General features: G+C 53.7%; 12 protein-coding genes and 1 pseudogene. 7 read left to right on the top strand and 6 right to left on the bottom strand.

Annotation, left to right across the window (positions count from 1 at the left end; genetic code table 11):
• Positions 1 to 4: 4 nt before the first annotated feature.
• The 4 genes from AC2FIP_RS12255 to AC2FIP_RS12240 all read right to left on the bottom strand — a co-directional run bounded on the left by AC2FIP_RS12255 (position 5) and on the right by AC2FIP_RS12240 (position 3327).
• Positions 5 to 1333, bottom strand: coding sequence for a TRAP transporter large permease (locus tag AC2FIP_RS12255; RefSeq protein WP_142637703.1), 1329 nt, complete (start codon positions 1331 to 1333; stop codon positions 5 to 7).
• A 12-nt stretch (positions 1334 to 1345) separates the two neighbouring features.
• Positions 1346 to 1858 carry a TRAP transporter small permease gene (locus tag AC2FIP_RS12250; protein WP_281973202.1) on the bottom strand — a complete coding sequence of 171 codons (513 nt, stop codon included), beginning with the start codon at positions 1856 to 1858 and terminating at the stop codon, positions 1346 to 1348.
• Between the two features lie 113 nt (positions 1859 to 1971).
• Complete coding sequence (locus tag AC2FIP_RS12245; RefSeq protein WP_142637699.1) at positions 1972 to 3120, bottom strand: TRAP transporter substrate-binding protein; 1149 nt, start codon at positions 3118 to 3120, stop codon at positions 1972 to 1974.
• 21 nt (positions 3121 to 3141) lie between these two features.
• Positions 3142 to 3327, bottom strand: coding sequence for a hypothetical protein (locus tag AC2FIP_RS12240; RefSeq protein ID WP_142637697.1), 186 nt, complete (start codon positions 3325 to 3327; stop codon positions 3142 to 3144).
• A gap of 298 nt (positions 3328 to 3625) precedes the next feature.
• Here AC2FIP_RS12240 and AC2FIP_RS12235 point away from each other — a divergent pair, with 298 nt between their 5' ends.
• From AC2FIP_RS12235 to AC2FIP_RS12225, 3 genes are all read left to right on the top strand, one after another.
• Positions 3626 to 3835, top strand: coding sequence for a hypothetical protein (locus AC2FIP_RS12235; RefSeq protein WP_496786605.1), 210 nt, complete (start codon positions 3626 to 3628; stop codon positions 3833 to 3835).
• A gap of 327 nt (positions 3836 to 4162) precedes the next feature.
• A complete protein-coding gene (locus AC2FIP_RS12230) occupies positions 4163 to 4354 on the top strand; it encodes a helix-turn-helix domain-containing protein (RefSeq protein ID WP_496749315.1) in 192 nt (63 codons plus the stop codon).
• Between the two features lie 52 nt (positions 4355 to 4406).
• Positions 4407 to 5246, top strand: a complete 840-nt coding sequence (locus AC2FIP_RS12225; protein WP_496749316.1) for a DMT family transporter — start codon at positions 4407 to 4409, stop codon at positions 5244 to 5246.
• A 49-nt stretch (positions 5247 to 5295) separates the two neighbouring features.
• Here AC2FIP_RS12225 and AC2FIP_RS12220 read toward each other — a convergent pair.
• A pseudogene (locus AC2FIP_RS12220) lies at positions 5296 to 5558 on the bottom strand (transposase); the annotation flags it as partial.
• A gap of 471 nt (positions 5559 to 6029) precedes the next feature.
• On the opposite strand from AC2FIP_RS12220, the gene AC2FIP_RS12215 reads away from it, so the two are divergent.
• From AC2FIP_RS12215 to AC2FIP_RS12205, 3 genes are all read left to right on the top strand, one after another.
• Positions 6030 to 7049 carry a putative 2-aminoethylphosphonate ABC transporter substrate-binding protein gene (locus AC2FIP_RS12215; protein ID WP_281973206.1) on the top strand — a complete coding sequence of 340 codons (1020 nt, stop codon included), beginning with the start codon at positions 6030 to 6032 and terminating at the stop codon, positions 7047 to 7049.
• A gap of 132 nt (positions 7050 to 7181) precedes the next feature.
• Entirely contained in the window at positions 7182 to 8297 is a 1116-nt protein-coding gene (locus tag AC2FIP_RS12210) for a putative 2-aminoethylphosphonate ABC transporter ATP-binding protein (RefSeq protein WP_281973207.1), read from the top strand.
• Positions 8294 to 10315 carry a putative 2-aminoethylphosphonate ABC transporter permease subunit gene (locus AC2FIP_RS12205; RefSeq protein ID WP_496786602.1) on the top strand — a complete coding sequence of 674 codons (2022 nt, stop codon included), beginning with the start codon at positions 8294 to 8296 and terminating at the stop codon, positions 10313 to 10315. Before AC2FIP_RS12210 ends, AC2FIP_RS12205 begins: the two co-directional genes overlap by 4 nt.
• Positions 10316 to 10347: 32 nt before the next feature.
• Here the strand turns inward: AC2FIP_RS12205 and AC2FIP_RS12200 are convergent, their stop codons facing one another.
• A complete protein-coding gene (locus AC2FIP_RS12200; RefSeq protein ID WP_142637687.1) occupies positions 10348 to 11238 on the bottom strand; it encodes a LysR substrate-binding domain-containing protein in 891 nt (296 codons plus the stop codon).
• Positions 11239 to 11357: 119 nt separating this feature from the next.
• Here AC2FIP_RS12200 and AC2FIP_RS12195 point away from each other — a divergent pair, with 119 nt between their 5' ends.
• Positions 11358 to 12545, top strand: coding sequence for a 2-aminoethylphosphonate--pyruvate transaminase (locus AC2FIP_RS12195; protein ID WP_281995490.1), 1188 nt, complete (start codon positions 11358 to 11360; stop codon positions 12543 to 12545).
• Positions 12546 to 12549 lie beyond the last annotated feature (4 nt).

Genomic DNA, 12549 nt, shown 5'->3' with positions numbered 1-12549 from the left:
GGTCCTACTTGTAGATTTCGGGCAAGAACGTAGTCGAAATCGCTGGCATATAAGCAATCAGCAACACAACCAAGAACATGCAAAGAACAAAGGGAACGGCACGGGCGGCAATCTTGAGGATGGATTCCCCGGTTATGCCAGACACCACGAACAGGTTGAGCCCCAATGGCGGCGTGATGAAGCCTACGCCAAGAGCTGTGATCATCATGATGCAAAACTGTATCTCGTTCATGCCGATGTTGTCCGCGAGTGGTTTCAGGATAGGCGCAAGGATCACGATATTCGGCGTGGTTTCCATAACGCAACCGGCGGCGATCAGGATTCCGATCATCAGCAGGATAAGTAACCATGGTTCATCCGTCAGCCCGGTCACCGATGTCACAAAACCTTGCGGCACGCCCATGATGGCCAGCGCTTCGGCCAGCGGAGCCGAGAAAGCGATTATGGGAAGGATGACGCCGTTCACCTTTGCCGAACTGACCAGCATGGCGGGAAAATCCGCAAGGGACAGCGTCCGCAGAATAAAGCCCATGATGATTGTCACGACGACGGCCGTTGCACCCGCTTCTGTTGGTGTCAGGCGGCCCGAGAATATGCCGTAAAAGATGATGCCCGGCACGATAAACGCATACCAACCGGATTTTAGAGCACGGCCCAGATTACCCAACCATTCGGCCATCGTCATCTGTCCGCCACCTTCATAGGCGTAGATGCGGTTCACGATCAGGTTCGTGATCAGGATCGACAACAGGATCGCGATCCCCGGGATCAAGGCCGCAAGGAACAAGGTCGATGCGGATATCCCCAGAACAAGGCCGATGATGATATAGGCGATCGACGGTGGGATCAAAATGCCGGTACAGGCGCCCGCCGCCACCAGAGCGCAGGCATAGGGACGCGGATAGCCGCTTTCGACCAAGCGTGCGATAGTCATACGTCCGACCGCGGCAGCACCAGCTGCGTCCGATCCCGAAATGGCCGCGAACATGCCACAGACAAGAACCGTCGCAGACCCGAAACCACCTTTGGTGAAACACGTCAGTGCCTCGGCAACATCAAGGAATTTTCGACTGAGCCCGGTTCGGACCAGCACGTCCCCTGTCAGGATAAACAGCGGCACCGCGGTCAGCGCAAAGGCATCAATGCCGGTGAACAGCTTTTCACCAACAAGGCTCAAGGGAAGGTCGCCGGACATGACCAACATCAGGATCGCCGAGGTCCCGATGGCGGCCCAAACCGGAACCGCCAGTGCAATCAGCGAGACGAATATGATAACGGGCAGATAGAAATCCCAACCCAGCTCGACGGTTTGATCAAAGGTTTGCCAAAGCATTCAAATCATCCCTCAATCAAAGAGTGTGTCGCCCTCAAAAACGGGTTTGCCCGTTCTGAGAGAATGGATGTCGCGCAGTAGGGATTGAATCAGCCGCAATATGATCAGGCCGAACCCCAATGGAACCGCCATCAGGAACCATACTTTGGAAATGCGCAGCCCGTCCGTGACCGACCCGAATTTGGCAGACACATGCACGGCTTCGTAGGACCAATAGAGGGCAATCACAGCAACACCGAACATCACCAGGTCGCCAAAGATATACAGCAAAGCCTTCGGACGCGGCCCAAGGTAGTGCATCAGCACGTCAATGCGGATATGCGCGCGCTCTTTCACTGCAGCCGCAGCACCAATCCATGCGAGATAGATGAAGGAGTACCGCACAATTTCTTCGCCCCAGATCGAGGAAAAAGAGAATATTTCCCGGCGCAGCACCTCGATCGCCATGGTGATGACAAGCATCACGTAGAAGACCAGAAGCAACCAGCGCTCGGCGTCTCTATCAATTCGGCGCAAAAAGCTCATGTGAGAACCTACTGATTTGCCTAGCAAAACGCACCGCGCTGACGCGTTTGGATTTTACTGAGGCGGGAAAGATTGGTGATCGGGCGCGCGTGGAGGCACGCCCGACCCGACAGTTAAGCGTCATGCACGTAGTACTTGCCTTGGGTACCTGCGGCTTCTTCCATCTTGGCGAAGTTGTCCATGGACCCAGCCAGATCGATCTTGAACTCGTCCCATTCGGACCGTTGGTAGCCACCAGCGGCTTTCCATTCGGCCAGTTGCTCTTCGCTGAGCGAGTGGAATTCGACACCTGCTTTGATCAGTTCGGCCATAGCGTAGGCGCGGGCCGATGGCACTTTGGCAAGGTTCTGGTGCGAGGTCATCTCGGACCCCCACATGATCCCTTCCTGCACGTCGGCGGGCATTGAGTTAAACCATTCCAGGTTGCACGAATAAACTTGGCTGTCTGGCACGGCCTGGGTGAAAGTCACATGGCTCAGGATATCTTTGAAACCAAAGACTTCGAGCGCACCCACGGACGGGTCAAGCGCGTCAGCGACGCCCTGTTTGATCGCAGACGGGGTTTCTCCCCAGGCTACAGGCGTCGGATTTGCACCAACCATGCGGTAGTATTGCTGCAGCATCTTCGAGCCGGGAACGCGGAACTTGACGCCGGACAGGTCGCCAGGTGTCAAGACCGGTCCGGGGCCACCCTTGCGGATGGCAACGACACGGGGGTCGATGTTGATATAAAACAGCGCCTTGAAGCCGTTCTCCTCAACCTTCGGCTCGACCGTGTCCTTCCAGAACTGCGAGTTGACGAGGTTTGTGAAACGCTGGTTTGACCCGCACAGATACGGCATGTTGATCAGGTCAACGGTCGACGCAAACGGCGCGAAATTCGAAAGCGAATGCTGTGCTGCCTGAATTGTGCCACCCTGCACCGCCTGCACCAGCGCGCCGCCTGCACCCAGCTGCCCGCCAGGCGCGAGTTTGACATAGACCTTGCCGTTGGTCGCGTTCTGGATGTTTTCCTTCAGGTCCAGCTGCATGATTGGATAACCACGCGACGCACCGACCGGATAGGCAGTTGCCAGAACCATGATATGGTCCGCTGCAGCCTCGCGGTCGCGCTCTTCGCTGGCACTTTGCGCTGCAGCTTCAGTTGACCACAACGTCCCCGCAGCACCAGCTACCATGGCCGCTGTGAAGCCGCCTGTTGCCGTCAATTTCAGAAAATTTCGGCGTGCTGCCGACGCAAGGTCCTTGCGATCTTTGTCCATTATGTTTCCTCCCAGAAATCCTTAGCTGCCGTTCTTTTTGTTTCGGTCAGCCTCTTTTTGAAGAATGGCGACGACAAACAATATCGACGCGGCAAACAGAACCAGCATTTCGCCCACGTCCCCAAGGAATGCGCTTGCTGCAAAGGCCCCCAGAGCGACGTTGGCGAAGTAGATGACAAAGACGATCAGCGAGGCGGTAAGGAACATAAAACAGGATCCGAAAAGGTTGCAGTTCTGAGCGACACTGTAAGCGCTTACATTTGATTCGTGCAAGCGCTTACATTTGAGGCGCATTTTTTGACGCTCTCGGCGATTGCGGACAGGAAGACCCCAAGCAGCGACCAAAGTATTACTATTGTGCTCGGATACATTCTGAAAATTCATCGTGTTAGCCAAGTCGCCGTACAACAAGAACGGTAGGCCGGGTTCCACACCGCTGCGTCAGCCGATGCGCGGGATATCAAAAGCCCCGACCGTGAACTTATGGAGAAAATCAATAAATGAGATGACCAATCTGCAGGCGGTAACGAGTATCTCGCCCCCTGCATCCCGTTATGACAATTTGATCGGAGGCGGCTTTTGCAAGCCAAAGGCAGGCCGGTATTTTGACAATCTAAGCCCGATTCCCGTCCAGCCCATTGGCCGGATCGCACGGTCTGATGCTTCAGTCGTTGAGGCCGCGCTGGACCCAGCGCATTCGGTTGCCGATACCTGAGGTTCGACCAGCGTGACCGAGCGTGCGAATGTTCTCACGCGGATAGTGCAAAAGCTGGCAGACAATCTGGAGCTGCTAGCTATTGCGTGGTTCTGAATCCGGCCAAGCAACGCCAGCGACAATCATGGTGATCTGTGAACTGATCGCGGATATCCTGCCTGCTGGCGTGTTGAATGTTGTTAACGGATTTGGCCTTGAGGCGGGTATAGGGCCCTGCGGCGTTCATTTCGCATATAATACGTTTTCTTCAATTCTGATTGAATTCTCTCAAGACACGGAAGCCTGACAGTTTTGACCGCCAATCAATGCCTAACCTCGTTACGAACCATGACGAACTCAAAGCCAAACTATATGGCAGAGCGGTTGGAGAAGGCTCATGCCATCGCCGAATTCACTGAACTGTATATGACAGAAATTGCATTGGCCTGTGGATTTGTTTCCTGTACGACGCTTTCGCAGCGATACAAGCAAAGATTTGGTAGAACGCCAGTCGATCAGCGCATGAAGCAGAGCGCATAGAGGTGCAAAATCATATGTGTCTACAAGGCGTTTTCGCTGATTGCGACGAGCAATGACAGTACATGCGATCCTCATCGTACTGTTTGCGGCTTTCCTTCATGCGCTGTGGAATGCGGTCGTAAAGGGCGCGCCTGACAAGGCCATTATGTTGGGATTAATCTCGATCGGGCATGCCATACCTGCGCTTGCCGTGCTTCCTTTTACGGGCTTTCCAGTAATGGCTGCAATTCCATACATTATTGGTTCCACCTTGATTCATTGGGGATACTACTGGTTTCTCAACACCGCCTACCGTTACGGCGATTTATCGGTGGTGTACCCCATCTCGCGCGGGATAACGCCCATATTAGTGGCGTTGGGAGCGGTCTTTCTTGCCGGTGAATTCCTTCCTCCGGGCGCGTGGATCGGTATTGTCTGCATTTCAGCCGGCATCGGTTGCCTGTCTTTTGGCGGACTTGGAAAGGGCACGAACTGGGTAGGCATCGCGGCGGCATTCGGAACTGGTTTGATGATTGCTTCCTACTCTTTGGTTGACGGTATTGGTGTGAGACTGTCAGGGAATACGCTTGGATATATCACGGTATTGTTCGTGGCTGAGATCTTCGTGGCGGGGTTCATCTTCTCGACCCGATGGGAGCGCCTCATCGCACTTCCAAAGAGATATGTCTGGTCAGGTTTAGCAGGAGGAATCATTTCCGGCTTAGCCTATGGTCTGGTGCTCTATGTTAAGAGTTTCGCACCGTTGGGTGTCGTATCGGCGCTCCGAGAAAGTTCGGTCATCTTCGCTTCAGTAATAGGTGTGATGTGGTTTGGAGAGGGTCCAAAATCCAACAGGCTCCTGGCGGCGATAATCGTGGCAGTTGGAATTGTGGTCCTGGCCCTAACAAGATGACGTACAAGTTGGACTAAGACGAAGGAAGTTGCGCGATAACGAGTCCAAGGCGCAGGTCTTTAGCTTCGGATAAGGTCGCCGCAGGTGTCTTATAGCCCGCGAGGCGCTTCTTGCCTGCTTCAGGGAGTTCTTTTTGGACCAGCTATAGTACAGACTCTGAGCGATGCCTGCCCGGCAGCACAGCTCCACAATGCTGCCTTCGCCCTTGAGCTTGTCCAGAACGATCCTGATCTTCTCCTCTGCTGAATAGCGCTTGCGGGTAGCACGACGGATATCCTTGACGATCTTTTCGCCGTGGCTCTTACGTGTTATGGATTTCTATCTCACCTCCACTCCTTGACGGGTACGATGTGCCAGAAAATCTCTCTTATCAAATCGACCTGTACTGTCCCGCAAGTGCTGACGTCAGACATTTGCGAAGGTATTTGCGAGCACTATGACCGTCATGTTCGATTGGCGGCTGTCCAGTCGACAGGTAGCAGTATGTAGCCTCGGATTTCGTAGCCCACCGCCAGTTCGATAGGCCAATGCCAAAGCGCACTGATTTGAACGGAACTCTTGGGTGACTGGCGCAGGGAGAGTTCCTATCTCATATCAATGGGGTATGACACTCAATTCCGAACGCTAGGCCGGATTGCCTTACATAGGTTTTGCTTATGATGTGGAAGGTATAATCGATTTTTCTTGATCTATTTATCTGTCACACTGCCGGGGCATGGAACTGCAAATAAGCGCTGCTCAAGAATGGCGTTCCCGAGAATAATCAACCGACAGAGGATCACGATGAAACATAAGACCAAATTTCTTGCAGCCCTGGCCGTAAGCTCCTTGACTGCTACAGTTGCGTTATCTGAAACCGAATTGACAGTCTACACGGCGGTAGAAGCTGAAGACCTAGCGCGTTACGCCGAGACGTTCAATGCGAGCAATCCGGACATCAAAATCAACTGGGTGCGGGATTCGACCGGGATCATCACCGCCAAACTGTTGGCCGAGAGGGACAACCCTCAGGCAGACGTTGTGTGGGGGCTGGCAGCTACTTCGCTGTTGTTGCTCAAGTCTGAAGGTATGCTGGAGCCTTATGCGCCAGCGGGTGTTGGCGACCTAGACGCGAAATTTGTCGATGGCGACAATCCTCCGGCATGGGTTGGCATGGACGCTTGGGTTGCCGCAGTTTGCTACAACACCGTCGAGGCCGAGAAAGCGGGATTGACGCCGCCGACATCGTGGAAGGATCTTACAGACCCCATGTATAAGGATCAGGTGATCATGCCAAATCCGAACTCGTCGGGCACCGGTTTCCTTGATGTGTCAAGCTGGCTGCAGATGTTCGGCGAAGAAGGCGGCTGGGAGTACATGGACGGATTGCACGAGAACATCGCGCGATATACCCACTCTGGTTCAAAGCCGTGCAAACTGGCTGCTGCAGGTGAGATCCCGATTGGCATCTCTTTTGCTTTCCGTGGTGCTAAGTCGAAAGCTGATGGTGCGCCGCTTGAGATCATTGTCCCGTCAGAAGGTGTCGGCTGGGACATGGAAGCGACCGCTATTGTTGCCGGTACTGCAAATCTCGAAGCCGCGCAGAAACTGGTTGATTTCACCGTCACCAAGGAAGCCAACGAGATGTACAACACAGGGTACGCCGTTGTCGCCTATCCTGGCGTCGCAAAACCGGTCGAGCACTTCCCTGAAGGTCTTCTGGATGCGATGATCGACAACGACTTTGAATTTGCCGCCAACAACCGCGCGGCGATACTGAAAGAATGGCAGTCTCGCTATGACGGGAAGTCTGAAGCGAAGTAAACCAACCTGCAGAGGAGGTGTAAGCACCTCTTCTGCACACCACTCTATTTTTCCAAACAACGCGACCAGCGCGCCCGGCTTCAACCGGCCCAGATCGGCCGTTCCCGAGGTGCAGATATGAGGACCGCTCCCGTGCTTCAGAAAACCCCACCCGGTGAACTGTATCTAAGCATCCAGAATTTGTGGAAGGCGTTCGGCAGCTTTCTTGCACTCAAGGACATATCCCTCGAAATCAATGAAGGCGAATTTGTCTGCTTTCTGGGGCCGTCGGGTTGCGGCAAAACAACCTTGCTCCGGGCGATTGCGGGTCTCGATCTGCAAACCAAGGGCACTGTCATGCAAGACGGCAAGGATGTGTCAAATCTGCCGCCGTCAGAGCGTGATTTCGGGATTGTGTTTCAGTCTTACGCCTTGTTCCCGAACCTGACGATCGAAAAGAACATTGCTTTCGGCTTGGAAAACACTGGTCGCAGCAAATCGGATATTGCCGTTCGTGTCAGCGAACTGCTTCATTTGGTCGGGTTGCCTGAACAGGGCAAAAAGTATCCTGCGCAATTGTCCGGTGGCCAGCAGCAGCGGATTGCGTTGGCCCGCGCAATTGCGACCAACCCCGGTCTCTTGTTGCTGGATGAGCCGCTTTCGGCATTGGACGCAAAGGTGCGCGTCCATCTACGTCACGAAATCAAAGAGCTGCAGCGCAAACTGGGTGTGACTACTGTGATGGTTACGCATGATCAGGAAGAAGCGCTGGCGATGGCTGACCGGATCGTGGTCATGAATCATGGGGTTATCGAGCAGGTGGGGTCACCTACAGAAATTTACCGGGAACCCGCAAACTTGTTCGTGGCCGACTTCATCGGAGAAATGAACCAGATCCAGTCTCAGGTCACCAAGGGTGGTCGACTGAGCGTCGGCGAAAAGACCTTTGCGTGCCTCAGCCACACGTTCAACGACGGAATGCCAGCGATTGCGGCGATCCGACCCGAGGATATCATCCCGCATGAGGCTGGTTATCTCGATACCGGCGGCAACAGGAACTGCATCGACGTCACTCTCGATGAAATGGAATTCCTCGGTTCATTCTGGCGATGCCGCTTAAGCAACGAGCGATTTGGATCTTCGGAACTGATCGCAGATTTTTCGATCAATGCCGTGCGCCGCCTAGAACTGGAAGAGGGTAGGACCATGGTGATTGAACTGCCCGAAAACCGGCTAATGGCCTTTGATGTTCCGGAGACGGCAGCATGAGCGAGATTTCAACCAACCCGGGGACTCTTCCAGCCGGGCCTGACATCAAACCCAAGCTCAGCAGGGATGACATCCTGATGCGCGGCAGCATGTTCGTGATCGCACTCTATCTGGTCGCGACGTTGGTCCTGCCGCTTTACACGATGCTTTCCAAGTCATTCTCCACCTATCGGATGGAGTTGTCACAATACGAGTTTCAGGTCAGTGACGAGGCGGGGCAATTTGACGGAACCATCCTGTCAGCCGACACACTGAACGAACAAATCGGGGCTTTTTCAGGCACCGAACTGTCTACCGGCTCAGACGGGCGGCTTTCGGTAACCGAGCTTTTTCCCGATTTCAGCTTTCGCAGTCCGGTCATGTACCAAATCCGTAACACGAGCGACACCGGGCGGTTTCTTGTCGGTTCTACGCTGCAAGACAATACGGATTGGGTCACGCTCGATTCCAATCAGTTCCGGCGGGTTCAGCTGAGGCCAGTTCAATCGCGAGGCTTGGAAAATTTCGTCAACTACTTCTCAACCCCGGCACTGTTCAATTCTATCAAGAACTCCCTTTGGATTTCTGTAATTAGCACCATTGTCACAGTAACTTTGGCGTTCTGGTTCGCTTATGCGCTGAACCGGAGTTGCATGCGGTTCAAGGGTGTGTTTCGTCTGATTGCGATGGCTCCGATCTTGGTGCCTTCGCTGTTGCCCGGGATCGCGCTGGTCTATCTGTTCGGCAATCAGGGCATGATAAAAGAGTTGCTGTTCGGCGCCAGTATCTATGGTCCGATTGGCATCGTGATAGGCTCGGTGTTCTTCACCTTCCCGCACGCCTTCCTGATCATTTCAACGGCGCTGGCGATCTCTGATGCACGACTATACGAAGCTGCAGTCAGCCTGCGTTCAACGCCGTGGCGTACTTTTTGGACGGTCACCGTTCCCGGCGCGCGATATGGTCTGATCTCGGCCGCTTTCGTTGTATTTAATCTGGTCATAACTGATTTTGGTCTGCCAAAAGTGATTGGAGGTCAGTTCAACGTTCTGGCGGTTGATATCTACAAGCAGGTGATCGGCCAGCAGAACTTTGAAATGGGTGCCGTAGTCTCGGTCGTTCTGGTGATCCCGGCAATCCTGGCGTTCGCGATCGACCGCATGGTGCAATCAAAGCAGGTTGCCTTATTGTCGGCCCGGTCGGTCCCGTACCAGCCAACCCCAAATCGAAAGGCAGATCGGTTCTTTCTAGTCTATTGCTGTCTGATCGGTTTGTTCATCGTTGGGCTGCTGGCTGTGTGCCAATTCGCGGCGCTAATCAAGTTTTGGCCCTACGACCTGAGCCTGAGCCTGAAGAACTACGATTTCAACAAGATGGATGGTGGCGGTTGGGGCTCCTACATTAACTCGATCAAGCTGGCGCTTTTGACGGCGGTGATCGGTACTTCAGTCGTCTTCTTTGGTGCTTATCTGGTTGAAAAGTCGAACGGGTTTAGAACAGGTCGATCGATCTTTCAGATGTTCGCGATGCTGCCAATGGCGATCCCGGGCATGGTACTGGGCCTGTCATACATCTTCTTCTTCAATAGCCCGTCTAATCCGCTGAACGGTATCTACGGAACAATGGCAATTTTGGTGATCTGTACGGTAACACACTTCTATACTGTCTCGCACCTGACGGCAGTGACAGCGCTCAAGCAGATGGACAGAGAATTCGAGTCGGTATCAGCCTCGCTCAAGCAACCGACGATGAAGTTGTTTGCCCGTGTCACGGTCCCTGTTTGCCTACCAGCCGTGCTGGACATATCAATCTATCTGTTCGTAAACGCAATGACGACGGTATCTGCGGTTGTGTTCCTATACTCGCCCAAAACCACGTTGGCATCTATTGCAGTGCTAAACATGGACGATGCGGGCGATATTGCGCCGGCTGCCGCAATGGGGATGATGATCTTCTACACAAACGCCGCAGCGCGGATCATCCACCTGATTGCTTCCAAAGGCGTCCTCGGTCGCACGCAAGCCTGGCGAACCCGCTAACAAGAAAACCCATTTAGGCATCTCCCCACCGATCACTGATTGGTGGGGTTTTGTTTTTCTTCTAGAACAGAATTGGCGAATTTCATGAAGGCGCGAATGGTCTTCACCTCACGCCGTTGGGAGAGATAGATCATACTTTCTCCCATTTGCAGGTCGACGTCTTGCAACTTGATTTGTCTGAGACGGTCGTCGTGACCGTATTCTGCCTGGGACACGAACCCGATACCTGCACCTGATGCCACCAACTCTCTGACGGCCTCTCTTCCTTCGGCCACAATCGCCGGTTTCAGCGGCACCCCCCGTTTACTGGCTTCATCTTCGAGCTTTTGACGTGTTTTTGATCCCTGTTCCCTGAAGATGAGAGGCAACTCCGCCAACTCTGCGAGGGACAATGTAGGTTTTGAGGCGAGAAGCAAACTGCGGGCCGTGAATGCCACGATCTCGGTCGAACCGAGGCTAAGAACGCTCATGTCCTTGCCGGGAGACACGCTGCCAACAACACCAATTTCTGCGTTGTAAGATCTGAGTTCCTCCAAAATGTCCTCGGTGTTGCCAGCGCGAACGGTAATCGTAATGTTTGAATATTTTTCTCGGAACGGCCCCAGAAAGTCGGTCAAGTGGTGCGCGGAATCGGCAAGGATCCGCAGCTCGCCGTCGATCGCAGCCCTCGTTTCAGACAGATAGTCCTCGATCTGATCCTCGATCTCAAAATACTGCTTGGTGTACCGGTAAAGCTGCGTCCCCTCCGGGGTTAGGTTCACTCTTTTTCGCTCACGCTTGAACAACAACAAATCATGATCCTGCTCAAGTTTGCGGACCTGCTCTGAAATTGCTGGCTGCGTCAAAAAAAGCGCCTCTGCAGCACGCGAAAACCCACCATATTTGGCCACGAAATGAAAGGCTTTGAGCTGGCTATGTCGCATTTCAAACTCCTGAAGGTTCGAGCATAGGCTGAGCTTATAATTAGATTGATATTTGCAATTTCACATATAGCTGCGGTTGCTGCAACTGTGTCTTTGAAACGTTGATCTGGAGCTTGGTTATGACGTCTTCTTTTCCTCAAATTGAACAACCGCGTCTCGGCGAGCCCTATCTACTAACTCCTGGCCCCTTGACCACGTCATACGCCGTGAAAGAAGCCATGTTGAGGGATTGGGGAAGCTGGGATGATGACTTTCGGGGTATGACCCAGGAGTTGCGCTCCAGTCTTTTGGCATTGCTTGGCGAAGGCGCCGATGAGTTTGACTGTGTACCGATGCAGGGGAGCGGATCGTTTTCCGTAGAGGCAATGCTGGCTTCGTTCATTCCGCGCGATGGCAAGGCATTGGTGCTGGCCAATGGCGCTTACGGTCAACGCTCGGCGCAAACGCTCGAGTATCTGGAACGCGATCATGTTGTCTTGGACAAGGGCGACTATCTGCCGCCGCGTGGTTCAGAAGTTGCCGAGATTCTGGCGAATGATTCCGCGATCACCCATGTCGTTGCTATCCACTGCGAAACAAGCTCGGGCATTCTGAATCCGGTAGAGGAAATATCGGAGGCGGTTTACGCCGCTGGTCGCAAACTTCTTGTCGACTCAATGTCAGCCTTTGGCGCGATCGAGTTGAAGCCTACGGAAGTCCGCTATGAGGCAATGGTTTCGTCCGCCAACAAGTGTATTGAGGGTGTTCCGGGGTTTGGGTTCATAATCGCGCGCAAGAACGAGCTTGAGGATGCCAAGGGTAACAGTCATTCGCTGTCTCTGGACGTTCACGCGCAGTGGGCGCATATGAACAAAACCGGTCAATGGCGATTTACGCCGCCCACCCATGTGGTTGCCGCTTTCATCGAAGCCCTCAGGGCACATGCGGCTGAGGGCGGCGTTTCCGGTCGCGGAGCCCGATACACCAGCAACAGGGATGTTGTGGTCGCCGGCATGCGTGAGCTGGGTTTCGAAACTCTGCTCGACAATCGCTGGCTGAGCCCAATCATCGTAACATTCTTCTGCCCGGCCGATGAAAACTTTGTCTTTGATCAGTTCTACAATCTGATGAAAGAAAAAGGGTTCATCATTTACCCGGGCAAGTTGACCGTCGTCGACAGCTTCCGCGTTGGGTGCATCGGTCAGATGGACGACAAGGTTATGCGGAAAGTTGTAATTGCAGCCAAGGAAACTTTGGAAAAAATGGGTGTGTCGAGTGCCACACCTCCTCTCCAAGCTTTAGAAGAACGCGCCAAACTGGCCGCTTAAGGAT

The organism is Ruegeria sp. CDSB114 (genome assembly GCF_059611025.1).
Note: the sequence above shows the minus strand (reverse complement) of the source record. Positions and strands in the feature narration are given on the sequence as shown.

What these genes read in the sequence shown, in the direction of transcription:
- AC2FIP_RS12255 (WP_142637703.1), bottom strand. Translation starts at nt 1,333, where the DNA reads ATGCTTTGGCAAACCTTTGATCAAACCGTCGAGCTGGGTTGGGATTTC.
- AC2FIP_RS12250 (WP_281973202.1), bottom strand. Translation starts at nt 1,858, where the DNA reads ATGAGCTTTTTGCGCCGAATTGATAGAGACGCCGAGCGCTGGTTGCTT.
- AC2FIP_RS12245 (WP_142637699.1), bottom strand. Translation starts at nt 3,120, where the DNA reads ATGGACAAAGATCGCAAGGACCTTGCGTCGGCAGCACGCCGAAATTTT.
- AC2FIP_RS12240 (WP_142637697.1), bottom strand. Translation starts at nt 3,327, where the DNA reads ATGTTCCTTACCGCCTCGCTGATCGTCTTTGTCATCTACTTCGCCAAC.
- AC2FIP_RS12235 (WP_496786605.1), top strand. Translation starts at nt 3,626, where the DNA reads ATGACCAATCTGCAGGCGGTAACGAGTATCTCGCCCCCTGCATCCCGT.
- AC2FIP_RS12230 (WP_496749315.1), top strand. Translation starts at nt 4,163, where the DNA reads ATGACGAACTCAAAGCCAAACTATATGGCAGAGCGGTTGGAGAAGGCT.
- AC2FIP_RS12225 (WP_496749316.1), top strand. Translation starts at nt 4,407, where the DNA reads ATGACAGTACATGCGATCCTCATCGTACTGTTTGCGGCTTTCCTTCAT.
- AC2FIP_RS12215 (WP_281973206.1), top strand. Translation starts at nt 6,030, where the DNA reads ATGAAACATAAGACCAAATTTCTTGCAGCCCTGGCCGTAAGCTCCTTG.
- AC2FIP_RS12205 (WP_496786602.1), top strand. Translation starts at nt 8,294, where the DNA reads ATGAGCGAGATTTCAACCAACCCGGGGACTCTTCCAGCCGGGCCTGAC.
- AC2FIP_RS12200 (WP_142637687.1), bottom strand. Translation starts at nt 11,238, where the DNA reads ATGCGACATAGCCAGCTCAAAGCCTTTCATTTCGTGGCCAAATATGGT.
- AC2FIP_RS12195 (WP_281995490.1), top strand. Translation starts at nt 11,358, where the DNA reads ATGACGTCTTCTTTTCCTCAAATTGAACAACCGCGTCTCGGCGAGCCC.